This is a genomic window from Micromonospora radicis (assembly GCF_003583405.1).
Lineage (GTDB): Bacteria > Actinomycetota > Actinomycetes > Mycobacteriales > Micromonosporaceae > Micromonospora > Micromonospora radicis.
The window spans coordinates 84948-110802 of record NZ_QXEC01000013.1 but is presented as its reverse complement, the minus strand read 5'-3'; the positions used below and the strand labels follow the sequence as shown (position 1 = coordinate 110802).

General features: G+C 72.9%; 24 protein-coding genes. 9 read left to right on the top strand and 15 right to left on the bottom strand.

The genetic code is table 11. The features are described from left to right. Positions 1 to 15 precede the first annotated feature (15 nt). A complete protein-coding gene (locus D2L64_RS15430; RefSeq protein WP_119577101.1) occupies positions 16 to 1107 on the bottom strand; it encodes a ferredoxin reductase in 1092 nt (363 codons plus the stop codon). Between the two features lie 83 nt (positions 1108 to 1190). On the opposite strand from D2L64_RS15430, the gene D2L64_RS15425 reads away from it, so the two are divergent. Beyond that, complete coding sequence (locus D2L64_RS15425; protein WP_119577098.1) at positions 1191 to 2423, top strand: PucR family transcriptional regulator; 1233 nt, start codon at positions 1191 to 1193, stop codon at positions 2421 to 2423. Positions 2424 to 2437: 14 nt separating this feature from the next. On the opposite strand, the gene D2L64_RS15420 is transcribed toward D2L64_RS15425, so the two are convergent. From D2L64_RS15420 to D2L64_RS15375, 10 genes are all read right to left on the bottom strand, one after another. Further along, the gene (locus D2L64_RS15420) at positions 2438 to 4009 is read right to left on the bottom strand and encodes a Na+/H+ antiporter (RefSeq protein ID WP_199714542.1); all 1572 of its coding nucleotides are present in this window, start codon (positions 4007 to 4009) and stop codon (positions 2438 to 2440) included. A gap of 120 nt (positions 4010 to 4129) precedes the next feature. Then, complete coding sequence (locus D2L64_RS15415; RefSeq protein ID WP_119577095.1) at positions 4130 to 4912, bottom strand: IclR family transcriptional regulator; 783 nt, start codon at positions 4910 to 4912, stop codon at positions 4130 to 4132. Next, positions 4909 to 5289, bottom strand: a complete 381-nt coding sequence (gene pcaC, locus D2L64_RS15410; protein ID WP_119577092.1) for a 4-carboxymuconolactone decarboxylase — start codon at positions 5287 to 5289, stop codon at positions 4909 to 4911. Before pcaC ends, D2L64_RS15415 begins: the two co-directional genes overlap by 4 nt. Next, positions 5286 to 6068: a 3-oxoadipate enol-lactonase gene (gene pcaD / locus D2L64_RS15405; RefSeq protein WP_119577089.1), complete on the bottom strand. Its 783-nt coding sequence runs from the start codon at positions 6066 to 6068 to the stop codon at positions 5286 to 5288. The genes pcaC and pcaD overlap by 4 nt, the downstream gene beginning before the upstream one ends. Then, positions 6065 to 7402 (bottom strand): 3-carboxy-cis,cis-muconate cycloisomerase, encoded by a 1338-nt coding sequence (gene pcaB, locus D2L64_RS15400; protein ID WP_119577086.1) that lies wholly within the window; start codon positions 7400 to 7402, stop codon positions 6065 to 6067. Before pcaB ends, pcaD begins: the two co-directional genes overlap by 4 nt. Beyond that, the gene (gene pcaG, locus D2L64_RS15395) at positions 7377 to 7946 is read right to left on the bottom strand and encodes a protocatechuate 3,4-dioxygenase subunit alpha (RefSeq protein WP_119577083.1); all 570 of its coding nucleotides are present in this window, start codon (positions 7944 to 7946) and stop codon (positions 7377 to 7379) included. Before pcaG ends, pcaB begins: the two co-directional genes overlap by 26 nt. Then, a complete protein-coding gene (pcaH, locus tag D2L64_RS15390) occupies positions 7939 to 8682 on the bottom strand; it encodes a protocatechuate 3,4-dioxygenase subunit beta (protein WP_119577080.1) in 744 nt (247 codons plus the stop codon). Before pcaH ends, pcaG begins: the two co-directional genes overlap by 8 nt. A 15-nt stretch (positions 8683 to 8697) precedes the next feature. Next, complete coding sequence (locus D2L64_RS15385) at positions 8698 to 9903, bottom strand: thiolase family protein (protein ID WP_119577078.1); 1206 nt, start codon at positions 9901 to 9903, stop codon at positions 8698 to 8700. Then, the gene (locus tag D2L64_RS15380; protein WP_119577075.1) at positions 9900 to 10664 is read right to left on the bottom strand and encodes a CoA-transferase subunit beta; all 765 of its coding nucleotides are present in this window, start codon (positions 10662 to 10664) and stop codon (positions 9900 to 9902) included. The genes D2L64_RS15385 and D2L64_RS15380 overlap by 4 nt, the downstream gene beginning before the upstream one ends. After that, the gene (locus D2L64_RS15375; RefSeq protein WP_119577072.1) at positions 10661 to 11479 is read right to left on the bottom strand and encodes a CoA transferase subunit A; all 819 of its coding nucleotides are present in this window, start codon (positions 11477 to 11479) and stop codon (positions 10661 to 10663) included. Before D2L64_RS15375 ends, D2L64_RS15380 begins: the two co-directional genes overlap by 4 nt. A gap of 265 nt (positions 11480 to 11744) precedes the next feature. Here D2L64_RS15375 and D2L64_RS15370 point away from each other — a divergent pair, with 265 nt between their 5' ends. The 3 genes from D2L64_RS15370 to D2L64_RS15360 all read left to right on the top strand — a co-directional run bounded on the left by D2L64_RS15370 (position 11745) and on the right by D2L64_RS15360 (position 14072). Continuing rightward, the gene (locus D2L64_RS15370) at positions 11745 to 11957 is read left to right on the top strand and encodes a hypothetical protein (protein ID WP_199714551.1); all 213 of its coding nucleotides are present in this window, start codon (positions 11745 to 11747) and stop codon (positions 11955 to 11957) included. A 14-nt stretch (positions 11958 to 11971) separates the two neighbouring features. Beyond that, on the top strand, positions 11972 to 12763 hold the full coding sequence (locus D2L64_RS15365; RefSeq protein WP_119577069.1) for an IclR family transcriptional regulator: 792 nt from the start codon (positions 11972 to 11974) through the stop codon (positions 12761 to 12763). A 139-nt stretch (positions 12764 to 12902) separates the two neighbouring features. Continuing rightward, positions 12903 to 14072, top strand: coding sequence for a 4-hydroxybenzoate 3-monooxygenase (locus D2L64_RS15360; protein WP_119577185.1), 1170 nt, complete (start codon positions 12903 to 12905; stop codon positions 14070 to 14072). A 129-nt stretch (positions 14073 to 14201) separates the two neighbouring features. Here the strand turns inward: D2L64_RS15360 and D2L64_RS15355 are convergent, their stop codons facing one another. Beyond that, positions 14202 to 16397, bottom strand: a complete 2196-nt coding sequence (locus tag D2L64_RS15355; RefSeq protein ID WP_119577066.1) for an MMPL family transporter — start codon at positions 16395 to 16397, stop codon at positions 14202 to 14204. Positions 16398 to 16567: 170 nt separating this feature from the next. Between D2L64_RS15355 and D2L64_RS15350 the strand changes: the two genes are divergently transcribed. From D2L64_RS15350 to D2L64_RS15335, 4 genes are all read left to right on the top strand, one after another. Then, positions 16568 to 17794 (top strand): sensor histidine kinase, encoded by a 1227-nt coding sequence (locus tag D2L64_RS15350; RefSeq protein ID WP_119577063.1) that lies wholly within the window; start codon positions 16568 to 16570, stop codon positions 17792 to 17794. Next, on the top strand, positions 17791 to 18474 hold the full coding sequence (locus tag D2L64_RS15345) for a response regulator (RefSeq protein ID WP_119577060.1): 684 nt from the start codon (positions 17791 to 17793) through the stop codon (positions 18472 to 18474). The genes D2L64_RS15350 and D2L64_RS15345 overlap by 4 nt, the downstream gene beginning before the upstream one ends. A 180-nt stretch (positions 18475 to 18654) precedes the next feature. Beyond that, the gene (locus D2L64_RS15340; protein WP_119577057.1) at positions 18655 to 20109 is read left to right on the top strand and encodes a PepSY-associated TM helix domain-containing protein; all 1455 of its coding nucleotides are present in this window, start codon (positions 18655 to 18657) and stop codon (positions 20107 to 20109) included. A gap of 355 nt (positions 20110 to 20464) precedes the next feature. Further along, entirely contained in the window at positions 20465 to 22327 is a 1863-nt protein-coding gene (locus D2L64_RS15335) for an adenylyl cyclase (RefSeq protein ID WP_119577054.1), read from the top strand. Positions 22328 to 22336: 9 nt separating this feature from the next. On the opposite strand, the gene D2L64_RS28515 is transcribed toward D2L64_RS15335, so the two are convergent. The 3 genes from D2L64_RS28515 to D2L64_RS27295 form a co-directional block, all read right to left on the bottom strand. Then, positions 22337 to 22861, bottom strand: a complete 525-nt coding sequence (locus tag D2L64_RS28515; RefSeq protein ID WP_456080978.1) for a nucleotide disphospho-sugar-binding domain-containing protein — start codon at positions 22859 to 22861, stop codon at positions 22337 to 22339. Between the two features lie 82 nt (positions 22862 to 22943). Beyond that, complete coding sequence (locus D2L64_RS15325; protein ID WP_199714541.1) at positions 22944 to 24215, bottom strand: MFS transporter; 1272 nt, start codon at positions 24213 to 24215, stop codon at positions 22944 to 22946. Between the two features lie 75 nt (positions 24216 to 24290). Then, complete coding sequence (locus D2L64_RS27295; protein WP_158603508.1) at positions 24291 to 24494, bottom strand: hypothetical protein; 204 nt, start codon at positions 24492 to 24494, stop codon at positions 24291 to 24293. A gap of 30 nt (positions 24495 to 24524) precedes the next feature. Here D2L64_RS27295 and D2L64_RS15320 point away from each other — a divergent pair, with 30 nt between their 5' ends. Beyond that, entirely contained in the window at positions 24525 to 25850 is a 1326-nt protein-coding gene (locus D2L64_RS15320; RefSeq protein ID WP_119577048.1) for an extracellular catalytic domain type 1 short-chain-length polyhydroxyalkanoate depolymerase, read from the top strand. The last annotated feature ends 5 nt before the right edge of the window (positions 25851 to 25855 follow it).

Genomic DNA, 25855 nt, shown 5'->3' with positions numbered 1-25855 from the left:
TCGGCGGTTCTCCGATCAGATCTCGAGTTCGCACGGGCCGGCGGCGGCTGACACACAGGTCTGCACGCGTACGCCGTCACCCGGCAGGGCGGTGGTGAGCTGTCCGTTGCGCAGGTCGCGGACCGCGCCCTGACGCAGCGGCAGCACGCAGCCGAAGCAGATGCCCATCCGGCAGCCCGAGGGCATCAGCACCCCGGCGTTCTCTCCGGCGTCGAGCAGCGGGGTGGCGCCGGCGGCCTCGACGGTCACCGACGAACGGGTGAAGGTGACCGTGCCGCCCTCTCCGGCGGTGATCACGGTGGGCCGGAACCGCTCGGTGTGCAGCCGGTCCACGCGGTCCCGCGCCGACCAGTGCCGCTCGACCGCGTCGAGCAGCCCGACCGGGCCGCAGGCCCAGGTCTCGCGCTCCAGGTGGTCGGGGACCAGGGTGTCGAGTTCGGCCACGTCGAGCAGGCCGTCGACGGTGGTGTGCCGTTCGACCAGCCGGATCGCGCCGCGTTCGGCGAGGTCGCGCAGTTCCGGGCCGAAGACCACGTCGTCGGCGGTCGGCGCGGAGTGCACCAGCACCACGTCGGTGCCGGCCAGCGCGCCGCCGCGCAGCATCCCGGCGACCGGGGTGATGCCGCTGCCCGCGGTCAGGAACAGCACCCGGGGCGGTGCCGGCTGCGGCAGTACGAAGTCGCCGCACGCCTGGTCGAGCTGCACGATGGTGCCCGGGCGGATCCGGCGGACGAGGTGGTTGCTGACCACCCCGTCGGGGATCGCCTTGACGGTCACCGAGATCGGGTCGCCGCGCCGTCCCGGCGCGGAGGTGACCGAGTAGGCCCGCCACTGGCGCACACCGTCGACGTCGACGCCGAGCCGGACGTACTGGCCCGGCCGGTGTCCCCGCCAGCTGCGGCCGGGTTGGATCAGCACGGTCGCCGCGTCCGGGGTCTCCGGGCGTACGTCGAGGATCCGGCCCCGCAGGTCGGCGCCGGCTCGTAGCGGGGCGACCAGGTCGAGGTAGTCACCGGGCAGTACCGGGGTGGTCACCGTCTCGGCGAGCCGCCACAGACGGCGCCGGAGGGATCCACTGGTGTCCGGTCGCGGAACAGTGGCGGTCATAAGACGATGGTCGCCGCGCGCTGGCATAAAATCTTGGCCAGCGAAGGTAAAGCGATCCATCCCTTTTGTGCGGGGAGAACAACGTGGCGGATTCTTCCGGGACCACCAACCGGGCGGCCCGTCTCGAGCTGGACCAGCGGGTGGCCCGCGAGTTGCGTGACCGGCTACCGCTGGTCGCGGAGCGGACGGTCAGCGCGATCACGGCCGAGGTGCCCAGCTACTCGGGCACGCTGACCGGCCAGATGCGCGACAAGATCGAGAACGCGGTGCGGATCGCCCTGGGCACCTTCCTGCAACTGCTCGAACGCTCCCAGGGTGGCAACGACCCCAGCACACCGCTGGTCCCGGCGCTGGAGGCGGCGTACGCCCTGGGTAGCGGTGAGGCCCGGTCCGGCCGCAGTGTGGACGCGCTGCTGGCCGCCTACCGGATCGGTGCCCGGGTCTCCTGGCGGGAGTTGGCCGCCGCGACCGTGGAGATCGGGTTGCCCGCCGCGACCGTGGCCGAGTTCGCCGAGCTGATGTTCGCCTACATCGACGAACTCTCCGCGGCGAGCGTGGCCGGCCACGCCGACGAGCTGGCCAGCGTGGGCCGGGCCCGGCGCCGCAACGTGGAGCGGCTCACCCAACAGTTGCTCGCCGGTGAGCCCGAGGAGGTGCTGTCGCGCAGCGCCGAGCGGGCGGACTGGCCGGTGCCGGAGACCCTCACCGTCGCGCTGCTGCCGCAGGCCAAGCTGCGTGGCGCGCTCGCGCTGCTCGACGAGCGCACGCTGGAGAGCAGCGAGGAACTGCCGGCCGGTGAACCGGGCGAGGAGACGGCGGTGCTGCTGGTCCCGGACGCGCACGGTGACCGGCGGCGCCAGCTGGCCCGGGTGTTGCGCGGCCGGCGGGCGGTGCTCGGTCCGGCCCGCCCGTGGGCCCGGGTCTGCTCGTCCTACCGCCGGGTGCTGCGGGTGGTCGAGCTGGGCATCGCCCACCCGGCCGAGGGTGAGCCGCTGGACACCGAGCAGCATCTGACCGAACTGCTGCTCAGCGCCGACGTGGAGGCCCTGACGGACCTACGGGCCCGGGTGCTGCAGCCCCTCGCCGCGTTGCCCGCGGCCACCGCCGAACGGCTCACCGAGACGTTGCGCTGCTGGCTGCTGCACCAGGGGCGGCGCGACGACGTGGCCGCCGACCTGTTCGTCCACCCGCAGACGGTGCGGTACCGGATGGGCCAGCTGCGCCAGTTGTACGGCGACCGACTCACCGATCCGCGTAGCCTGCTCGACCTCACGGTCGCGCTGGCGCTGCCGGTCGGCGACACCGGGGCGGGCTGACCGGGGCCCGCGGTTCATTCGAGGGTTCGCGGTCCGAGCAGCCGGATCTCCTCGATGTCCAGCCGGGCCTCCAGCTCGTGGAGCACGGCGTCGTCGATCTGCCGGGTGTCCCGCAACCGGGTGATCTCCCGCCGCTTGTGGTCCAGCGCGGCCAGGCGTAGTTGGCGTTCGACCTCCTGGGCGGCCGCGGTCTCGTCCTGCGGGTCGGAGCGCACCGCATCGAGGTGGCCGGAGTACTCGTCCTGGAGCCGTTGCAGGGTCTCCTGGTCGGCACCGACCCGGTCGGCGATGCCGGGCAGCGCGTCGAGGGTGGCCCGGGTGGCGTGCAGCTGCGCCCGCCGGTGCTCGTCGGCGCGTTCGGGATCGCCGGTTAGGTGGGCCCACTTCATCACCAGCGGCAGGGTGGTGCCCTGCACCAGCATGGTCAGCAGGATCACCGCCGCGACACAGAAGATGATCAAGTCCCGGTCCGGGACGGGCTCGCCGCGGGCGGTCAACGGGACCGCCAGCGCCGCCGCCAGGGAGACCGCACCGCGGAATCCGGCCCAGCCGGCGACCGTACGGATCCGCCAGTTCACCCGGCGCTCGCGGCCGATCCGGCGCCGGTCCAGCAGCCGGGCGGCGATGGCGATCAGGTGCAGCCAGAGCATCCGGACCACCACCAGCACGACGGCCACCACCGCCGCGACCAGGACCGCGCGGGCCAGCGAGAGGCTGGTCACGTTGCGTGCCGCCCGGGGGATCTGCATCCCGACCAGCACGAAGAGTCCACCGTTGATGAGGAAGGTGGTGAGGTCCCAGAACGACAGGGCCAGCACCCGCGACCGGGCCCGGACCACCCGGGAACTGGCGAAGGCGACCATCAGTCCGGCGACCACCACCGCGAGGACACCGCTCTCGTGGATGCTCTCGGCGACGAAGAACGCGGCGAACGGGGTCAGTACGCTGATCGCGCCCTCGCGGAGCGGGTCGTCGATGCGCTTGCGGAGCAGGATCACCACCGTGCCGACCAGCAGGCCGGCGGCGATGCCGCCGCCGAAGGACAGGCCGATCCGCTCGACCAGTTCGAGGGCGTTCGGTGCCGCGCCCCCGCCGAGCAGGCCGAGCGCCACGGCGAACAGCACCAGCGCGGTGCCGTCGTTGATCAGGCTCTCGGTGTGCAGGGTGGTGAGCAGCCGCCGGGGCATCCGCTTGGCGAGCCCGGCCACCGCCGCCGCGTCGGTGGGTGCGAGCACCGCGCCGATCACCCAGGCGACCGCCGGGTCGATGCCGAAGCGCTGCACGACCAGCGCCACCGCCACCATCGTGACGCCGACCAGTCCGACGGCCAGCAGGGTGATCACCACGATGTTGGCCCGGACCTCGCGCAGGCTGGTGGTCAGGCTCTCCCGGTAGAGGATCGCCGGCAGGAACAGCAGCAGCACCACCTCCGGGTCGAGCACCACGTGCGACAGCGGCGGCAGCAACGCCAGCAGGGCACCGAAGGAGATCAGCAGCACCGGTGGCGCGACCCGGTAGCGCCCGCCGATGGTGGTGCCGACCAGCACGGTGAGGCCCAGCGTGATGATCAGCAGTAGCTCGTTCACGTCGCCCCCGTTCGTCCCACCACATGGTGGTATGTCGGGCGGCGGTGCCGGGCCGATTCGGCGGATGGCCGGTCCACCCGCCCCGATCAGGGTCGCCGGCCGGCGAGCGAGGGGCGGCGGTTACCGGCGGGGGCCGGCGGCGAGGTCCTCCTCGATGCGCCGGGCGGTGGCCAGCAACGGCGGCAGCAGTTCCTTGCGGATCATCTCGAAGGAGCCCCGGCTGGCGTGGGCCGAGACGTTCACCGCGGCGACCACCGACCCGTCGTCGGCGTGGATCGGGGCGGCCAGCGAGCGCAACCCCTCCTCCAACTCCTGGTCGACGATCGCGTACCCCTGCACGGCGATCCGGGTCAGGGTGGTGCGCAGTTTGGCCGGGTCGGTGATGGTGCGTCGGGTCAACGGGCGCAGTCGGGCGGCGGCGAGGTAGTCGTCCAGCCAGCCGGCGGGCTGGGCGGCCAGCAGCACCCGGCCCATCGAGGTGGCGTACGCGGGGAACCGGGTGCCGACGCTGATCCCCACCGTCATGATCCGTTTGGTGGGTACCCGGGCGACGTAGACCACCTGGTCGCCGTCGAGGACCGACACCGAGCAGGACTCGTGCACCTGGGCCACCAGCGCCTCCAGGTGCGGCTGGGCGATCTCGGGCAGGCTCAGGCTGGACAGGTAGGCGTAGCCGAGGTCGAGGATCCGCGGTCGCAGCGAGAACAGTCGCCCGTCGGTGTGCACGTAGCCCAGCTCGACCAGGGTGAGCAGGAAGCGGCGGGCGGCGGCCCGGGTCAGCCCGGTGGACCGGGCGACCTCGCTGAGGGTGAGCTGCGGGTGTTCGGCGTCGAACGCGCGGATCACCGCGAGGCCACGTTCCAGCGACTGGACGAACTCGCCGGATCGCGCCGCCTCGGTCACTGGGCCTCCTGCCGCAGCGTCTCCTGGGCCACCTTGAACGCCCGGTTCGCCGCCGGTACGCCAGCGTAGACGGCCACCTGGAGCAGCACCTCACCGACCTCCTGCGCGGTCAGGCCGTTGCGCAGTGCGGCCCGCACGTGCATCGCCAGCTCCTCGTCGTGGTGCAGGGTGGCCAGCACGGCGAGGGTGATGCAGCTGCGGGTACGCCGGTCCAGGCCGTCGCGGGTCCAGATCTCGCCCCAGGCGTACCGGGTGATCAGGTCCTGGAAGTCGGCGGTGAACTCGTCGGTGTTGGCGACGGCCCGGTCGACGTGCGCGTCGCCGAGCACCTGCCGGCGTACCGCCATGCCGGCGTCGTGTCGCTGCTGGTCGGTCACGTGGTCACCGCGCCTTCCGGGTCGAGGTGGGCGGCCAGCAGGCGGCCGACCTGTTCGGGCTGTTCGACGTTGGCCAGGTGCGCGGCGTCGTCGAGCACGACCAGTCGCGCCGACGGGATCCGCTCGGCGATGTCGGCGGCGTGCTCCGGCGGGGTCGCCGGGTCGTCGGCGGCGGCGATCACCAGCGTCGGGGCGCGTACCGCGGTGAGGTCGGCACGCAGGTCCATGCCGGCGATGGCCTCACAGCAGCCGGCGTACCCGGCCGCGGGGGTGGCGGTCAGCATGCTCCGGTACGCGGCGACGATCTCCGGCCGGGCGGCGACGAAGGCGGGGGTGAACCAGCGCTGCACGACGGTGTCGGCGATGGTGTCGAGCCGGCCGGCGTAGGCGGTGGCGGCGCGGGCCCGCCAGCCGTCGGCCGGGCCGAGCGCGGCGGAGGTGCACACCAGCGCGAGCCGGTCGATCCGGTCGGGGGCGTGCGCGGCCAGCCACATGCCGACCATGCCGCCCAGCGACAGGCCCGCGTAGTGCACCCGGTCGGCGCCGAGGTCGTCGATCAGCGCCAGCACCTGCCGGCCGAGCAGGTCGATGGTGTACGGCCCGGGTGGGGCCGCCGAACGGCCGTGGCCGAGGTGGTCGTACCGGACGACCCGGAAGCGCTGGGTCAGCGTGGCGAGCTGCGGCTGCCACATCGCGCCGGTGGTGCCCAGGGAGCTACCGAGCAGCAGCAGCGGCGCGTCGGGCGGGCCGTCGAGGTCGGCGTGCAGGTCGCTGGTCACGGCTGCTCCCGATGTCGGTCCAGGGCGAGGTCGACCAGCTGCCCGGCGCAGCCGAGCCAACCGGCCGGGTTCAGCGCGGCGTCGACGTCGGACTCGGTGAGGTGGGCCCGCAGCTGCGGGTCGGCCAGCAGGGCGTCCCGGAACTGCGGCCGCGCGGCGGCACGGCGGACCAGGTCGTGGGCGGCCGCCCGGCCCAGGGCCGGGGCCAGCCGGGTGGCCACCGCCTCGGCGAGCAGCAGGCCGCCGGTGGCGTCCAGGTTGGCCCGCATCCGCTGCGGGTGTACCCGCAGGTCGGCCAGCATCCGGGCGGTGCGGGCGGTGGCGCCGCCGGCCAGGTGGACCAGTTCGAGCAGCGGCTCCCACTCGGCGTGCCAGCCACCGGTGGCGCGTTCGTGCTCCTGGCCGGCGGCGGCGAACAGGGTGCCCACCAGGCCGGGCGCGCGGCGCGCGGCGGCGGTGACCAGGACGGAGTCGACCGGGTTTCGCTTGTGCGGCATCGCCGAGGAGCCACCCCGGCCCGCGCCGCCCTCGGTGACCTCGCCGACCTCGGTCTGGGCCAGCAGGCCGACGTCCAGTGCGATCTTGCCGGCGGCCGCGACCAGTCCGCCGAGGGCGGCGGCGAGGTCGAGGATCGGTTGGCGACGGGTGTGCCACGGCAGCGGGCTCGCGGCCAGGCCGAGCTGGGCGGCGAAGCTGCGCACCACCGCCGGGCCGTCCGGGCCGTACCCGGCGAGGGTGCCGACGGCCCCGCCGAGCTGGGCGGGCAGGGTCTCCCGGGCACGTACCAGCCGGCTGCGGGCCGCCACCAGGCCGAGCAGCCAGCCGGCCGCCTTGAGACCGAAGGTGGTGGGGGCGGCCTGTTGGCCGAGGGTCCGGGCGACCATGACGGTGTCACGGTGGGTCCGGGCCAGGTCGGCGGCGGTGTCGGCGGCGGCGTCGAGCTGGCGCAGCAACACCGCGGCGGCTCGGGTCACCACCAGCGACAACGCGCTGTCGAGCACGTCCTGGCTGGTGGCGCCGTGGTGCACCCAGGGGCGGGCCGGTTCGGCGACGGCGGCGGTCAGTTCCCGGACCAGCGGTACGACCGGGTTGCCGGCGGCGTCGGCCGCCGCGCCGAGCGCCGCCGGGTCGTACCGTTCGGCGCGGCAGTGTCGGGTGATCTCGTCGGCGACCGGCCCGGGCAGCAGGCCGACGTCGGCGCCGGCGCGGGCCAGCGCGGCCTCCACGTCCAGCATGGCCTGTAGCAGGTGCTGGTCGTCGAGTTCGGCGTCGACGTCGGGGGTGCCGGACAGTCCGCGCAGCAGCGCCTCAGACGGCGAAGAAGACGGTCTCATGCTCTCCCTGCAGACGGATGTCGAACTGGAACCCGTCCGCGGACGGACGCGCCACGAGGGTGTCGCGGCGGCTGGCGTCGACGGTACGCAACACCGGGTCGGTGGCGTTGGCCGGATCGTCCGGGAAGTAGATCCGGGTGACCAGGCGGTGCAGCAGGCCGCGGCCGAACACCGACACGGTCAGGTGCGGTGCCTCGGTCTCGCCCTGCGGGGTGGGCAACGGTCCGGGGCGCACGGTGTGCAGGGCGTACCGGCCCTGCGCGTCGGTGTCGGTGCGGCCGAAGCCACGGAAGCCGGGTACCGAGGCCGGACGGGCACCGCGCGGGTCGTCAGGGTGGTCGAAGCGGCCGTCCGGGTCGGCCTGCCAGCTCTCCACCATCGCGTCGACCACCGGCGCGCCGGCACCGTCGACGATCCGGCCACGGATCCAGAACGCGTCCGGGGTGCCCTCGGGCACCACGTACGGGCCGTCGGGCCAGTGCAGGCCGATGTGCAGGTACGGCCCGACGGTCTGGGCGGGCGTGACGCCCCGGCGCTCACTCATCGTCGTCGGTGTCCTCGTCCTCGAAGGGGGTGGCCTCCCGGCCGCGCAGCACGATGTCGAACTGGTAGGCCAGCGCCCACTCGGGGCGGGTCGCGGCGTGGTCGTAGCGGGCGACCATCCGCTCGCGGGCCTGCGGGTCGCGGACCGAGTTGAAGATCGGGTCCTGGAAGAACAGCGGGTCGCCCGGGAAGTACATCTGGGTGACCAGCCGCTGGGTGAACGCCCGCCCGAACAGGGAGAAGTGGATGTGCGCGGGCCGCCAGGCGTTGTCGTGGTTGCGCCACGGGTAGGCGCCGGGTTGCACGGTGACGAACTCGTAGTGGCCCTGCGCGTCGGTGACGGTACGCCCGACGCCGGTGAAGTTGGGGTCCAGCGGGGCCGGCCAGTTGTCGATCGCGTGCCGGTACCGGCCGGCGGCGTTGGCCTGCCAGATCTCCACCAGGCTGTGCGGTACCGGGCGGCCGTCGCCGTCGACGACCCGGCCGTGCACGACGATCCGCTGGCCGAGCGGTTCGCCCTCGTGCTGGCGGGTCAGGTCGTGGTCGAGTTCGCCGAGCCGGTCCTCGCCGAGCAGCGGGCCGGTGATCTCGGTGAGCCGCTGCGGCAGGTAGCTCAGCGGTTGCCGGGGTGCCCGGCCGACCGTGGACTTGTAGCCGGGGCTGAGCAGCGGCGGGTGGGCGTCGACGTCGTCGCGTCGGTACCCCGGCAGCACCAGCTTCCCGGTGGTGTCACTCATCTGGGTTGGCTCCCCTCAGGCTTCCAGTACGACGGCCAGGCCCTGACCGACCCCGATGCAGATCGCGGCGAGGCCGCGGCCGCCGCCCCGACGGTGTAGCTGCCAGGCCAGCGATCCGAGTATCCGCGACCCGGAGGAGCCGAGCGGATGCCCGAGGGCGATCGCGCCGCCCCGCGGGTTGACGATCTTCGGATCGAGCTCGGGCCACTGGGCCAGGCAGGCCAGGGACTGTGCGGCGAACGCCTCGTTGAGTTCGACGACGTCGAGGTCACCCCAGCCGAGACCGGCCCGCCGCAGCGCCTCCTCGGCGGCGGCCACCGGGCCGATGCCGAACAGGTGCGGCTCGATCGCGGTCGCCGCCCGGGACACGATCCGGGCCAGTGGCGCGCGGCCGATCCGTTCGGCTCCGGCGGCGTCGGCCAGCAGCAGGACGCTCGCCCCGTCGTTGAGCGGTGAGGAGTTGCCGGCGGTGACGGTGCCGTCGGGCCGGAACACCGGCTTGAGCCGGCCGAGCGCCGCCAGGGTGCTGTCCGCCCGGATGCTCTCGTCCCGCTCGACGTCGGTATCGGGCACCGGGACCACCTCGTCGGCGTACCGGCCGTCGCCCCAGGCCTGGTCGGCGAGTTGGTGGCTGCGCAGCGCGAACTCGTCCTGGGCCGCGCGGGTGATGCCGTACCGCTCGGCGAGGATCTCGGCGCTCTCCCCCAGCGGCACCGTCCACTGCTGCGGCATCCGGGGGTTGACCAGCCGCCAGCCGAGCGTGGTGGAGTGCAGCGTCTCGTGCCCGCGCGGGTAGCCCTGCTCGGGTTTGCCGAGTACCCACGGGGCCCGGCTCATCGACTCCACTCCCCCCGCCAGGCAGATCGAGGCGTCACCGAGGGCGATGGCCCGGGACGCGCCGATCACCGCCTCCAGTCCGGAGCCGCAGAGCCGGTTGACGGTGGCGCCGGGCACCGACGGCGGCAGTCCGGCCAGCAGCACCGCCATCCGGGCCACGTTGCGGTTGTCCTCACCGGCGCCGTTGGCGTCGCCGAGCAGCACGTCGTCGATGCGGGTCGGGTCGAGGCCGGGGTTGCGGGCGACGATCTCGCGGAGCACGTGGGCGGCGAGGTCGTCGGGGCGGACGCCGGCCAGGCCGCCGCCGTAGCGTCCGATCGGGGTACGCACGGCGTCGAGCACGTACACCTCGCGGGTGCTGCCGCCGCCCGGCCGCCCGGTCATCGGACGGCCTTCTTGGTCGCTTCCAACGCCCGGAGCACGGCGAGTTCGTCGTCGGTGGGCGGTTCGCCGGTGGACAGGTCGTCCGACACGGCGAGCGGCCAGCCGGTGGCCGCCCGGGCCTGCTCGACGGTGCCGCCGGGGTGCAGCCGGGTGAGGGTGAGTTCGCAGGTCCGCGGGTCGGCCTCGAGGACGCCGAGGTCGGTGATGACGGTACGCGGCCCGCCGCCGCGCAGCCCGAGGCGGGCCCGGTCGCCGGGGCCGCTGCCGTATCCGACCGAGGTGACGAAGTCGACGCGTTCGACGAACGTGCGCAGGCTCTGCCGGACGATGACCACGACCTCGCCGCAGGAGGCGGCGATCTCCGGTGCCCCGCCCGCTCCGGGCAGCCGTACCCTGGGGTCGGTGTAGTCGCCGCCGACGACGGTGGTGTTGATGTTGCCGTACCGGTCGAGCTGCGCGGCGCCGAGGAACCCGACGTCGATGCGGCCGGGTTGCAGCCAGTAGTTGAACACCTCGGGCACGGAGACCACCGCGTCGGCGGTGTCGGCGAGAATGCCGTCGCCGATGGACAGCGGCAGCCGGTCGGGCTTGGCGCCGAGGCAGCCCGACTCGTAGACGAGCACGAGGTTCGGGGCGTGGGTGGCGCGGGCCAGGTTCGCCGCGGTGCTGGGCAGCCCGATACCGACGAAGCAGGCGGTGTCGTCGCGCAACTGCCGGGCGGCGGCCACGGTCATCATCTCGTCGGCGGTGTAGTCGGTCATGCCTGCGCCTCCGCCTTCCGGACGTGCCGGTCGAGCCACTGCTTGAAGCTGTCCCGGTCCCGGCTGATCGCGTCCCAGGCCAGGTAGAAGTCGTTGTCGCGGACCGAGTAGCCCTGGGTGTACGAGGGGTGCGACCCGCCGGGGACGGGCGCCACCGCGGTGACCGCCCAGCCGGGCAGCACCACCTGTCCCGGTACGGGTTCCAGCCGGTCGACGATCTCCTCGACGGTGACCAGCGACCGGCGGGCGGCCAGCACCGCCTCCTTCTGCACACCAGTGATGCCCCAGATCTGCACGTTGCCGGCGCGGTCGGCGCGTTGGGCGTGCACCACGGTCACGTCGGGCCGCAGCGCGGGGACCGCCGTCAGCGTCTCACCGGTGAACGGGCAGTCGATGGTGCGGATGTTGGGGGTGTGCCGGGGCAGGTCGGTGCCGGTGTAGCCGCGTAGCACCGCGAACGGCAGGCCGGAGGCACCGGCGACGTAGCGGTTGGCCATCCCGGCGTGGCTGTGTTCCTCCAACTCCAGCGGCACCGGCCAGGAGTTCTGCACGGCGTCGCGGAACCGGTGCAGCGATCCCACCCCCGGGTTGCCGCCCCAGGAGAAGACCAGGCGGCCTACGCAGCCGGCGCCGATGAGCTGGTCGTAGATGACGTCCGGGGTCATCCGGACCAGGGTCAGGTCGCGCCGCCGCTGCCGGATGATCTCGTGGCCGGCGGCGAACGGGATGAGGTGGGTGAACCCTTCCATCGCCACCACGTCACCGTCGCGGACCAGCTCCGCGACACCGTCGGCCAGCGAGACGAGCTTCGCCATGGGTTGGTCACCTCCCGCGTTGTCGAAGGCCCGCAGGCGGTGTTCGCTATGCGGACTGGCGTACTCATCTCGAACGTAACGTCCGACGTCGGCTCGCGTCAACGGCCCCCCGAGCGACGGGACGGCTGGTTTCAGAAATGTTGCGGAGACCGGTTGACTCGCACCACCAGGCATGCAAGCGTTCTGAATGAGAACGAACGTTCGGCCTGCGAACAGGCTGGGAACTTCCTCCGGACCCGCACCCGCCCCGTAAAGGAGGAGCACGATGTCCCTGCTCGACAACGGCACCTGGCACGGCACGCTCTACCGCCACGGCTGGGTGGAGTCGTCCGGCGGCGACGAGGCGGTGGCTCCGTTCGGTGGCGTGGGCGCCTCCGGCACCGGCGCCCGCTTCGGCGGGCCGGCGGCGAACGTCGAGGCGTTCACCGAGACGCAGTGGCTGACCGTGCGGGGCGACATCGCCCGCTACCCGTTCTGAGCCGGGGTACGGCGATGGCGGGCGGAAGCCGCTCCCCCGGCGCGTCGGTGACGTCCCGGGTGTTGGCCGTCCTCGGTGCCTTCGACAGGGCGCATCCGGCGCTGACCCTCACCGACGTCGCCCGGCGCAGCGGCCTGCCACTGGCCACCACGCACCGGCTGGTCGCCGAACTGGTGACCGGCCGGGCCCTGTCGCGCGCCGCCGACGGCACGTACCGCATCGGGGTACGGCTGTGGGAGGTCGGGCTGCTCTCGCCGCTGCACACCCAGCTGCGCGAGGTGGCCCTGCCGTACCTGCAGGAGCTGTACACCACGGTCCGGGAGAACGTGCACCTGGCGGTGCGCGACGGCGACGAGGCGCTGTACGTGGAGAAGGTCACCGGGCACCGCTCGGTGCCCACCATCTCCCGGGCCGGCGGCCGGTTGCCGCTGCACGCCACCGGAGTCGGCAAGGCACTGCTGGCGTACGCTCCGCCGGAGGTGATCGCCGCGTACCTGCGCCGGCCGTTGTCCCGCTGTACCGCGTACACCATCACCGAACCGGGCCGGCTGGCCGGCGAGTTGGCCGCGGTCCGCACCCGCGGCTGGGCGCGCACCCACGAGGAGATGACCCTGGGCTCCTGCTCGGTGGCGGTGACCGTGCCCGGTCCCGACGGGGCCGCGCTGGCCGCGATCGGCGTCGTCGGGCACAGCCTCGGTGCCGCGCCACAACGGCTGGTGCCGGCGCTGCGGGTGGCCGCCGACCAGGTGGCGGCCCGGCTGGTCGCGGCCCGGCAGCCACACCCGCCGCAGCGGGTGAGCGCCTGAACCGGCCGGTGTGCCGGCCGGACTTCCACTGGGCGGAAACCGACAGCGGCGCCACCGGCCGGTAACCGGCAGGCTGGGGCGGCGACGCCGTCGCACCAACACCCAGGTCCACACCACCACCCAGGTCAAGGAGGCACCGATGCGTACCCAGGTCGGCATCGTCGGAGCGGGACCGGCCGGTCTCATGCTCTCGCACCTGCTGCACCGCCACGGCATCTCCTCGGTCGTGCTGGAGAGCCGCAGCCGGGAGTACGTGGAGCACCGCCTCCGCGCCGGAGTCCTCGAACAGGGCTCGGTCGATCTGCTGCGCGAGACCGGTCTGGGTGCCCGCCTGGACCGGGAGGGAATGCGGCACGAGGGGATCGAACTGCGCTTCGACGGCGAGTCGCACCGGGTGCCGATGACCGAGCTGACCGGCCGGGCGATCACCGTGTACGGGCAGCAGGAGGTGGTCAAGGACATGATCGCCGCCCGGCTCGCCGCCGGCGGCAAGATCCACTTCGAGGCCGAGGTGCACCGCCTGTCCGGACTGGAGTCGGCGCCGGTGGTGCACTTGCGACGCGACGGCCGCGACGAGGAACTGCACTGCGACTTCGTGGTCGGCTGCGACGGCTTCCACGGGGTCAGCCGGGCGGCGGTACCCGACGGTGTGCTGCGCACCTACGAACGGACGTACCCGTTCGCCTGGCTGGGCATCCTCGCCGCCGCCGCGCCCGCGGTGCACGAGCTGATCTACGCCCACCACGAACGGGGCTTCGCCCTCTACAGCATGCGGTCGCCGGAGATCTCCCGGCTGTACCTGCAGGTTCCCGCCGACGAGGACATCGCCGACTGGCCCGACGAGCGGATCTGGGCCGAACTGCGGACCCGGTTGGAGACGGTGCCCGGCTGGACGCTCAACGAGGGACCGATCCTGGAGAAGGCGATCACGCCGCTACGCAGCTTCGTCGTGGAACCGATGCAGTGGCAGCGGCTGTACCTGGCCGGCGACGCGGTGCACATCGTGCCGCCGACCGGGGCCAAGGGCATGAACCTCGCCCTCGCCGACGTCGCGCTGCTCGGTGCCGCCTTCGCCGCCTGGTACGCCGACGGCGGCACCGGACTGTTGGACGACTACTCGCGGACCGCGCTGCGTCGGGTCTGGCGGGCACAGCAGTTCTCCTGGTGGATGACCTCGATGCTGCACCGGCTCGACGCCGACGACCCGTACGAGGCGAAGCTGCAGTCGGCCACGCTGCGGTACGTGACCACCTCACCCGCGTACGCCACCAGCCTGGCGGAGAACTACGTGGGCCTGCCGGAGGTCTGACCCCGGCGCGTGGTGCCGTCCGCCGCCGACTCCTACGGCCCGCTGGTCACCGAACAGATCATCACCGCGACCAGGAAGCGCGAACCGCCACCGGCCGCACCCGGTGGCAGTTCGCGCTTCCGGCACGGATCAGCGCGCGGCCTCGACCAGGGCCCGCTCGGGTCGCGGCTCCTCCGTACGCATCCGGTCGCCCTCGACGTCCACGTCCGGCAGGATCCGGTCCAGCCAGGCCGGCAGTGCCCAGGCACGCTTGCCGAGCAGCGTCATCACCGCCGGCACCAGCGTCATCCGCACCACGAACGCGTCGAGGAGGATCGCCGCCGCGAGCGCGAAACCGATCGACTTGATCATCGATTCGGGGGCAAGGATGAACCCGGCGAAGACGCTGATCATGATGATCGCCGCCGCGGTGACCACCCGTGCGCCGTGGCTGAAGCCGTTGACCACCGCCTGGGTCGGCTCGGCGCCGTGCACGAACTCCTCGCGCATCCGGGTGACCAGGAAGACCTCGTAGTCCATGGCCAGACCGAAGACGATGCCGATCAGCAGGACCGGGATGAGGCTCACGATCGGTCCGGTCTGTTCGACTCCGAGCAGCCCGGACAGCCAGCCCCACTGGAAGACCGCGACCAGCGCACCGAAGGTCGCCGCCACGCTGAGCAGGAACCCGACGATCGCCTTGAGCGGTACCAGCAGCGAGCGGAACAGCACGGTCAGCAGCAGGAACGCCAACAACACGATGACCGTCAGGTACGGCACCAACGCCCCACCCATCCGCGCCGAGATGTCGATGTTGATCGCGGTGGCGCCGGTCACGGCCAGTTCGGCGCCGGTCCGGTCGGCCAGTGCCGGGGCCTGGTCCCGGATCGCGTACACGAGGTCGGTGGTCTCCTCGCTGTCCGGCCCACCGGTCGGGATGACCTGGAGGATCGCCGTGTCACCGGCCGGGTTGAACGACGGCGGGGTGACCGTGGCCACCCCGGGCAGCGCCTGCACCGTCGCGGCAGCCTCCGCCGCGGCGGCCTGCGGGTCCGCGCTGCCCGCCGCGTCCACGGCGACCAGCAACGGACCGTTGAAGCCCGCACCGAAGCCCTCGGTGAGCAGGTCGTACGCCTTGCGCTGGGTGCTCTCCGCCGTGCCCGCGTTGTCGCTGGGCAGGCCCAGCCGCAGGTCCAGCGCGGGGATGGCGATCACCAGCAGACCCACCGTGGCGGCGAGCAGGGCCACGACCGGACGCCCGGTCACCAGTTCCGCCCAGCGCCGCCCGGCCGTACGGCGGACCGGGGCGGCCGGCGATGCGAGGGCGCCACGCTGCCGGCGGCCGAGGGCACGCGGGCCGACGAAGCCCAGCAAGGCGGGCAGCAGGGTCAACGCGATGAGTACGGCGGCCACCACCGCACCCGCGGCGGCCAGACCCATCTGGGTCAGGAACGGGATGTTCACCACGGCCAACGCCCCGAGCGCGATCACCACGGTCATGCCGGCGAAGGTCACCGCGGAGCCCGCCGTGCCGACGGCACGCCCGGCCGCCTCGACCCCACTGCGGCCCTGGAGCAGTTCCTGCCGGTACCGGAAGACGATGAACAGGGCGTAGTCGATCGCGACCGCGAGCCCGAGCATCAACGCCAGCGTCGGCGTGGCGGAACCGAGTTCCACGAAGCCGGAGGCGATCTGGATCGCGGCCAGCGCCGTCGCCACCCCGATGATCGCGGTCAGCAGGGGCAGCCCGGCGGCGACCAGGGAGCCGAAGGTGATCAGCAGGACCACCGCGGCGACCGCCAGGCCGATCACCTCGCTGGCGTTCTGCCCGCCGCCGCGTTCCCGCACCGCGTCGCCGCCGGCTTCGACGGTCAGCCCGGCGGCCCGCCCGACCTCCAGCGCGTCGAGCAGTGCCGCCCGGTCCGCGTCGGTCAGCGCCTCGGCCTGCCCCTGGTAGGTGACCTGCGCGAAGGCGACCGTCCCCGCCGGGTTGACCGTCCGGGCGAAGGGGTCGGTGACGTCTGCGACCTGTCCCCCGGCGCGCAGTTCGGCCAGGGTCGCCGCCACCGCCGCCCGGTTCTGCGGATCGGTCAGCTGCTCGCCGGCCGGCGCGCCGAAGACGACCCGGGCCTGGGCGTTGCCGGCCGCCGCCTGGGGGAACCGCTCGGCGAGCAGGTCCTGGGCCTGCTGTGCCTCGGTGCCCGGGATCGAGAAGCTCTCGGCGGCCGGGCCGGACAGCGTGAACGCGCCCACCCCCAGGGACGCCAGCAGCGCCATCCACAGCGCCAGTACCAGCCTTCGGCGGCGGAAGCTGAACTTGCCGAGCCGATACAGATAGGTAGCCATCGAGTCTCCAGTGCGCCGACTACGGAACGTGTTCACGCTGCCATCCGGATCGCCGGAAGTCGTCGTCCGTACGCAGGCCGGACCGTACTACGGGCGCGGTACTCGCCACTGATCCAGCTACTACCCGTGCAGGAGGTGCTGCGCGGTCGCGGCACGTACCGTTCAGGGTGATGGAGACCAGAAGTGGCACGCCGTTCAGCGCGGTCCGGCAGGTGGTGACCAACCCCCTGCTGCTCGACCTGTTGCTGGCCGTGGTGCTGTCCGTCGCCGTGCTGCGCAAGGCGGCCGAGGACGGGCGACCGGCGTTCGGTGACGTCCTCGTCGCCACGGTGGCCTTCGTCGCCCTGCTGCTGCGGCGGATCCGGCCCTCGCCGGCGCTGGGCATCGCCACCTTCGCCGCGGCGGGGGCGATCTGGCACGGGGTGAGCAATCCCGGCCTGATCGTCGTGATCGGCGTGATCACGTACTCGATCGCCGCGCACACCGACCGCCGCAGGGGCTGGATCTGCGCCGTCGCCTCCTCCTTCCTGGTCTACCTCACCGGTCTGGTGGTGGCCCCGGACAACTGGTGGCGCCTGGAGGTCCTCGGTGTCTTCGCGTGGATCTTCCTCGCCGCGGCGGTCGGCGACAGCAGGCGCACCCAACGGGCGTACGTGCGGGAGGTGGAGGCCCGTGCCCTGCGCGCCGAACAGACCCGCGACGAGGAGGCCCGGCGGCGGGTCATGGACGAACGGCTGCGGATCGCCCGCGAGTTGCACGACGTGGTCGCCCACCACATCGCCGTGATCAGCGTGCAGGCCGGTGCCGCGGCCCACGTGCTGGAACGCCGGCCGGAAGAGGTCGGCCCGGTGCTCGCCCACATCCGGGACGCCTCGGACACCGTGCTCAAGGAGATCCAGGCGGTGGTCGGCATGTTGCGCCGGCCCGGTGAGCCGGAGAGTACCGAGCCGACCCCCGGTCTGGCCCATCTTCCCGAACTGCTCGCCGGGCTCGCCGCGGCCGGTTTCCGGGTGCACCACGAACAACGCGGGGCGACGCGCGAGGTTCCCGCGCTGGTCGACCTCGCCGCGTACCGGATCGTGCAGGAGGCGCTGACCAACGCCCACCGCTACGGGCCGCGGGTCGCCCACCTGCTCGTCGAGTACACGCCCGACGAGGTGGTACTCGACGTGCACAACGAGATCCGGCCCTTCCAGCGCGGCAGCGGAGCCGGCTACGGGCTGGTGGGCATGCACGAGCGGGCATCCTCGGCGGGCGGCCGCGTCACCGCCGGGCCCACCGACGACGGCCGGTTCCGGGTCCGCGCCGTGTTGCCCACCGAGGATGCCCGGCAGCAGTCGGGTTGTGGGGCGGTCGCCCTGGCCCGGGCGATGCCGTCCGCCGAGGGGGCGCGGTGACGATCCGCGTCGTACTCGCCGATGATCAGGCGTTGATCCGGGCCGGTTTCCGCCTGATCATCGACTCCGAGCCCGGCTTCGAGGTGGTCGCCGAGGCCGGTGACGGGCAGGCGGCCGTCGACCTGGCCCGCAGCCGCCGAGCCGACGTGGTGCTCATGGACATCCGGATGCCACGGCTGGACGGCATCGAGGCCACCCGCCGTATCGGCGCCGACGACGACCTGGCCGGGGTCCGCGTCCTGGTGCTGACCACCTTCGAGAACGACGACAACGTGGTCCTCGCGCTGCAGGCCGGGGCCAGCGGCTTCCTCGGCAAGAGCGTCGCGCCGGCGGAGCTGCTGCGCGCCATCCGCGTGGTCGCCGGTGGCGAGGCCCTGCTCTCACCGCAGGCGACCACCGCGCTGGTCAGCCGTTTCCTGACCGAGTTGCGATCGTCGTCGCCACACCGGATACCCGGGCTGGACCTGCTCACCGAACGGGAGCAGCAGGTGCTGGTGCTGGTCGCACACGGCCTGTCCAACGACGACATCGCCGACCGGTTGTTCGTCTCGCCGCTGACCGCCAAGACCCACGTGAACCGGGCGATGACGAAGCTCAACGCCCGCGACCGCGCCCAACTCGTGGTGCTGGCCTACCAGGGCGGTCTGGTCCGGCAGGGCGACCGGCTACCGAACGACTAGCGGGGCGCGTACCCGGACCCACGGCCCGGCGCGAACCTGCCGGCCGGGCCCGGGAACCACGGCGACCTGCCGTCCGACTAGGTGCTCGAGCGGCGGGCATCCGGGCGACGGCAGCAGCACTGACCCGAAGGGCACGGGCCAGGTCCGCATCACGACCTCCTAGATCGATCGGAACTGTGCATGTCTCTGACCGAACTCTCCGGCGCGCCGGAGTCCACCCCCGGCCCGGAGCCGTCCGTCGCCACCACCGCCCGGCCCCAGCGGCGCGCCGCGCCGCTGGCCGCGCTGCTGGTCCGGCTGCACTTCTACGCCGGAGTGCTGGTCGCGCCGTTCCTGGTGGTGGCCGCGCTGACCGGACTGGCGTACACCGTGACGCCGCAGTTGGACCGGGCGCTCTACGGCGACCAGCTCTTCGTGCCCGCCGCCGGGGAGCAGGCGCGGTCGTTGGCCGAACAGATCACCGCCGCCCGGGCCAGCCATCCGGAGGGCAGCCTGGTCGGCGTGTCGCCGGGCGTCGGCGACCGGACCACCGAGGTGGTGTTCGCCCTGCCGGAGCTGGGCGACAAGCAGCACACCGTCTATGTCGACCCGTACACCGCCGAGGTTCGCGGGCAGTTGACCACCTGGTTCGGCTCCACGCCCGCCACCACCTGGCTCGACGACCTGCACCGCAACCTGCACCTGGGCGAGTACGGGCGGCACTACTCCGAGATCGCCGCCAGCTGGCTGTGGGTGTTGGCGCTCGGCGGCATCGTCCTGTGGTGGCGTCGACGGCGCACCGGCCGCGGCCGTGCCAAGCATCTGCTGGTGCCGGACCTGTCGGCCGGCAAGGGGGTACGGCGGACCCGGGCCTGGCACGCCACCACCGGCGTCTGGCTCTCCGTCGGTCTGCTCTTCCTCGCCGCCACCGGGCTGACCTGGTCCCGCTTCGCCGGTGAGAACTTCGGCGCCGGGCTGGACGCGTTGGACGCCCGTCGTCCGGCGGTCTCCACCGCCCTGGACGGCGCACCCGCCACCGGCGGCGGCGAACACCAGCACGGCGGGGCGCCGTCGTCGGCCGTGGCCGACCCGGTCACCTTCGACCGGGTCCTGTCGGTGGCCCGCGACGCCGGGCTGTCCGGGCCGGTCGAGATCGTTCCCGGCGAGCCCGGCACCGCCTGGACGGTGACCCAGACCGACAACCTCTGGCCGGTGGGGCGCGATCAGGTCGCCGTCGACCCGGCTGCCGGCGCGGTGACCGCGCGTAACGACTTCGCCGACTGGCCGCTGCTGGCCAAGCTGAGCGCGCTCGGCGTGCAGGCCCACATGGGGCTGCTCTTCGGGGCGGTCAACCAGATCCTGCTCGCCGCGCTCGCCATCGGCCTGCTCTGCGTCATCGTCTGGGGGTACCGGATGTGGTGGCAGCGGCGCCCCACCCGGTCGGACCGACGGGCGCCGGCCGGTGCCCCGCCGGCCCGCGGCGCGCTGCGTGCACTGCCCTGGTGGGCGCTGGCGGTCGGCGTGCCGGTGGTCGCCGCGCTCGGCTGGGCGCTGCCGTGGTTCGGCGTGACGCTGCTCGGTTTCCTCGTCGTCGACGTCGTCCTGGGCCGGCTGGCCGGGCGACGCGGCGCCCACCCCACGCCCTCCGAGGGCTGACGCAGCTGGTCGACCCCGTTCCGGCGCCGACGGCGGTGTGCCGGGTCCGTGCACACCGCCGTCGGCTCCGTTACGGCGTGACGGTGGCCTCCTGCGCCTCGGTACCCGGTCGTTACGCCGAAACGGGTTCGACCAGCTGCCCCGTCACGCCGTGACCGCGCCGACCGGCGTGCCGGGGCGAATCGATGCCCGGCGAACCATGGCGCGGTGCGGAGTTACGCGGTAGAAACATCTGAGTCCCGATTCTGCACCGCGGGACATCCGCCCGCCTCACTGAGAGAGCGCTCTCACAGCGGGGTTCGCCACGTCGTCGGGTCGATGCCCGTACCCCGCGCCCGACGGGAAGGACGACCACATGCCGCCCACACCGCACCGCCGACCACTCGGCCGGGCCCTGGCCTTCGGTCTCGTGTTGGCCACCGCCGCCGTCGCTACGAACACACCGGTCAGCGCCGGCCCGCCCCGACCGGCGACGCCGGACTTCGGCCCCAACGTCACGATCTTCGACCCGAGCATGCCGGTCGGACAGATCCAGGCGATCCTCGACGCGGCCCACGCCGCCCAGGTGGACAACGAGATGGGTACCAGCCGGCACGCGTACCTGTTCCGGCCGGGCAGCTACGGCACCGCCGCCGAACCGTTGCAGGTCAAGGTCGGCTACTACACCGAGATCTCCGGGCTGGGCGCCTCCCCCACCGACGTGACGGTCAACGGGAAGATCGAGGCGTACAACCGCTGCCTGACCGAGGGCGGCACCGGCAACTGCATCGCGCTTGTCAACTTCTGGCGCACCCTGTCCAACCTGTCGCTGCGCGTCGACGCCGCCGGCCAGGACGACTGCCGCGCCTCGGCCAACTTCTGGGCGGTGTCGCAGGCGGTGTCGATGCGCCGGCTCGACATCAGCGGCGGTGGGCTGTCGCTGATGGACTACTGCACCAACGGTCCGCAGTACGCCAGCGGCGGCTTCATCGCCGACTCCCGGCTGCCGGCCACCACCAACGGCTCCCAGCAGCAGTGGCTGACCCGCAACAGCGAGGTCGAGAGCTGGTCCAACGGGGTGTGGAACCAGGTCTTCGCCGGGGTGGTGGGCGCCCCCGACGACGCGGACTTCCCCGACCCGCCGTACACCACCCTGGACACCACGCCGGTCAGCCGGGAGAAGCCGTACCTGTTCGTCGACGCCAAGGGCAAGTACCAGGTCCGGGTGCCCGCCGCGCGCCGCGACACCCGCGGCGTAACCTGGGCCGACGGCAGCACGCCGGGGCAGAGCATCCCGATCGACAGGTTCTTCGTCGCCAAGCCGTCCGACTCGGTGCAGACCATCAACTCCCAACTCGCCCGCGGCAAGCACCTGCTGCTCACCCCCGGGGTGTACGACGTGGCCCGCAGCATCGAGATCCGCCGGCCAGACACGGTCGTCCTCGGCATCGGGCACGCCACCCTCACCGCGGTGAACGGGGCGGTGCCGCTCGACGTCGCCGGGGTACCCGGTGTGGTGGTCGCCGGGGTCACCATCGACGCGGGGCTCAGGGAGTCACCGGTGCTGCTGCGGGTCGGCCAACGACACGGCCGCGACCAGAGCACCGCGAAGAACCCGACGACCCTCTCCGACGTGTACTTCCGGGTCGGTGGCCCGCACATCGGCAGGACCGACACCGCGCTGGAGGTCAACAGCGACCACGTCCTGATCGACCACACCTGGGTGTGGCGCGGCGACCACGGCGTCGAGGGCTTCACCGAGGGCGTCAACGGCGACACCGACCGCTGGCGGACCAACACCGGACGCTACGGCGTGGTCATCAACGGCGACCACGTCACCGCCACCGGCCTGTTCGTGGAGCACTTCCAGCGCTACAACACGGTCTGGAACGGCGAGCACGGCACCACGGTCCTCTACCAGAACGAGCTGCCGTACGACCCGCCCACGCAGGCCGACTGGCACAACGGCAAGGTCAACGGGTGGGCCGGCTACAAGGTCGGTGACCGGGTACGCCACCACACCCTGCACGGCGGCGGCGTGTACGTCTTCAACCAGAACAACCCGTCGATCCGCACCGAGAACGGCTTCGAGGTGCCGAAGCGGCCGGGCGTGCGGCTGCACCACATCATGACCGTCAACCTCAGCGCGGGTGCCATCGACCACGTGGTCAACGGCGTCGGCGAGGCGGCCGACATGGACCGGGTCGGCGCACCGGTCTACGTCAGGCGGTACCCGTAACCACCGTCGTCACCGGTGTCCCTCCTCGGCGGATGTCCGGCAGCCGCCGAGGAAGGGCCGCCACGGCACCGCGGAATCCCCGCCGCCTCGGTCGAGGCGATCACCGCGTCGAGCAGCAGGCGGGCGGTTCCCCGCCCCCTCGGGCGGCCCACCGCTCGGGTCAGCCCGGGGCGAGGAAGTCCTCGACCGCGTCGGCCGCACGGCGGGCTCCGCCGTTGCCCCGTACCTCGGACCGGATCTCGGCCAGCCGGCCGCGTAGCAGTGCGTCGTCGGCGACCGCGTCGACCGCCGTACGCAGCGCCCGGGCGTGACCTGCTCGGCGGGCAGCAGCCGGCCGGCGCCGGCCTCGACCAGCCGATCGGCGTTGCCGAACTGGTCGACCGCCCGGGGGATCGCGACCGTGGGCACCCCGAACCAGAGCGCCTCGGCACAGCTTCCCATGCCGGCGTGGGTGACGAAGGCCGACGCGTGCGCCAGCACCACCAGTTGCGGCACGCTCCGGTGCACCTCGACGTTGCCGGGCGGCCATCCGATGGGCGAGACGACGCGGGGGCGGACCCGGGCCGCTGCGGAGTACGGGCTCGTTTCGGGTCGCGGGGGGCCGACCGGTGGACGGTCAGGTGCTGACCTCGCGTTCGGCGGCCTCGATGTTGGCGTCGGTCACCCGGAGCATGCCGAGCAGCAGGGTCGACGCCAGCACGCCCATCACGGCGAAGACCGCGCGGAGGCCGAACAACTCGGCCAGCAGGCCGCCGACCAGCGCGCCCACCGGCATGCTGCCCCAGGCCAGCAGCCGGTAGCTGCTGTTGACCCGGCCGAGCAGGTGGTCCGGCGTGATCCGCTGACGCAGCGAGATGGTGATCACGTTCCAGGCGGCGAGCAGGATCCCGCCGCAGAAGAAGACCGCGCCGATGACGTACGGGTTGGTGCTCAGCGCCGGCACCCCGACCACGGCCGCCATGGCCACGACCGAGAGGGCGAGCGCCCGGGCCCGCCCGAGCCGGCGCTCGATCCCGGCGGCAGCCAGCGAACCGAGCACGATGCCGGCGGCGATGGTGGTCAGCAGCAGCCCGAAGCCGGGTTCGGTGAGCCCGATCGCCGAGCCGGGCCCGACCGCGTAGAGGACGAGCACCGCGAAGATCGCGTTGGTGCAGAAGTTGCTGACTCCCACCATCGTCGCCAGCGTCCGCAGCAGCCGGTGTCGCCAGAGGAAGCGCAGCCCTTCGGCGATGTCGGCGCGTACCGAGGTCTGGCCGTCGCGGTCGATCCGGAACCGGCCGCCGACCAGCAGCAGCGCGGCGACCGCCACCGCCCAGAGGCCGGCCGGACCGGCCAGCGCCACGGCGGCACCGGCGGCGACCAGGAAGCCGGCCAGCGGCGGGCCGACGAACTGGTTGGCGGCCAACTCGACGGCGTGCAGCCGGCCGTTGGCCGCCGGCAGTGCCGCACGTGACACGACCTGCGGCAGGATGGACTGGGCGGAGGTGTCGTAGAGGGTCTCGGCGGCACCCACGCCGAGCGCCACCAGGTACAGCAGCCAGATCGCGCCGACGTCGAGCGCCACGGCCAACGCCAGCGCGCCGAGCAACGTCGCGCGCACGGTGTTGGCGGCCAGCATCACCCGACGTCGGTCGAGCCGGTCGACCAGCGCGCCGGCCGGCAGCGCGAAGAGCAGCCACGGCAGGCTGAACGCGACCGCGACCCCGGCGACCAGCACCGGCGAGTCGGTGTACCGGACTGCGATCAACGGCAGCGCGATCTTGACGATGCCGTCGGCGAGGTTGGACACCGCCGAGGCCGACCAGAGCCGCCAGTACCGGCCGCCCAGGCCGACGCGCTCGCGGCTCGCCGCCGGTTCCGTCCGCACTTCCCCCGTCATGCGTTGCATGGTGGCAGACCGGCGGCCGTCGAACGGTCCCGGCCCGGGCGACCGGCTCGCCCGCTCGATCGTGGAGAAGCGCGATCATGGTGAACCGAAACTATCGATATCTACAAGCATCTTGCCGGGTCGCCGCCGCGAGCCCATACTTTGGCTACGCGCGAGCTGCGGATTGGCATGAAATGCACCGTTGGCACGGCGAGGTGAACGGACACCGGTTCCGTAGGGCAGCACCTCCCGCATCGCGACACCGTCCTCGTCGGCCCGGGTGACCGCCGTCTGGTTCACCGTGGCCGCTCCGGTGTCGACCCGTAGTCCATGGAGGTGGACGTGAACCGAACCGTAGCGGCGCTGGGCTCCCTGGCCGCCGCACTCCTCTTCGCCGTGGCGGGCATCGTGCTGGCCCCGCCCCCGGCCGCCGCCGCGTCACTTGTCGAGGTGACGAACTTCGGCAGCAACCCGGGCAACATGCGCATGCACATCTACGCACCGGACAACCGGCCGGCGAACCCGGCGATCCTGGTCGCCATGCACGGTTGTGGCGGCTCCGGCCAGGGCTTCTACTCGGGCAGTGAGTTCGCCCGGCTCGCCGACCAGTACGGCTTCCTGGTCATCTACCCCACCGCGACCCAGCAGGCCGGCTTCGGCAACTGCTTCGACGTGTGGTCCGCCGCCGCGAAGCAGCGCAACGGCGGCAGCGACCCGGTCTCCATCATGTCGATGGTCAACTACGCGCAGCAGCAGTACCGCGGCGACCCGCAACGGGTGTACGCCACCGGCAGCTCGTCGGGCGGGATGATGACCCAGGCCCTGATGGCGCTCTACCCGGACGTCTACAAGGCCGGCGCCGCGTTCATGGGGGTGCCGTTCAACTGCTTCGCCAACGCCGCCGACTTCCCGCCCACCAACAGCCAGTGCGTCAACGGCCGGATGGACCGCACGCCGCAGCAGTGGGGCGACGCCGTCCGGCAGGCGTACCCGGGTTACAACGGTCCGCGCCCCCGGGTCCAGCTGTGGCACGGCACCGCCGACAACCTGATCCCCTTCCAGCTGCTGCAGGAGTCCGTCGAGCAGTGGACGAACGTGGCCGGGCTGAGCCAGACCCCCACGTCCAGCGACACCCCGCAGGCCAACTGGAACCGCCGCCGCTTCGCCGACTCCTCCGGCACGGTGCGGGTGGAGGCGTACGCCATCCAGGGCGCCGGGCACAGCCTGCCGTCGACCGGCATGGCCCGGGCGGCGATCGACTTCTTCGGCCTGAGCGGCACCACCCCACCGCCCACCACGCCGCCCCCGACCACCCCGCCGCCGACCACCCCGCCGCCGGGGTCGACCTCCTGCCGGGTGCAGTACGCCGCCGACTCCTGGAACAACGGCCTGGTCGCCAACATCACCGTCACCAACACCAGCCCGAGCGCGGTCAACGGTTGGACGGTGCAGTGGACCTGGCCGGGCAGCCAGCAGGTCACCAGCGCCTGGAACGCCACGGTCACCCAGACCGGCAACCAGGTGACCGCACGCAACGTCTCCTACAACGGCACGATCGCGGCCAACCAGAGCGTCAGCTTCGGTGTCCAGGCCACCCACACCGGCAGCAACCCGCCACCGGGCCAGTTCACCCTCAACGGCGCCGCCTGCGGCTGAGCCCG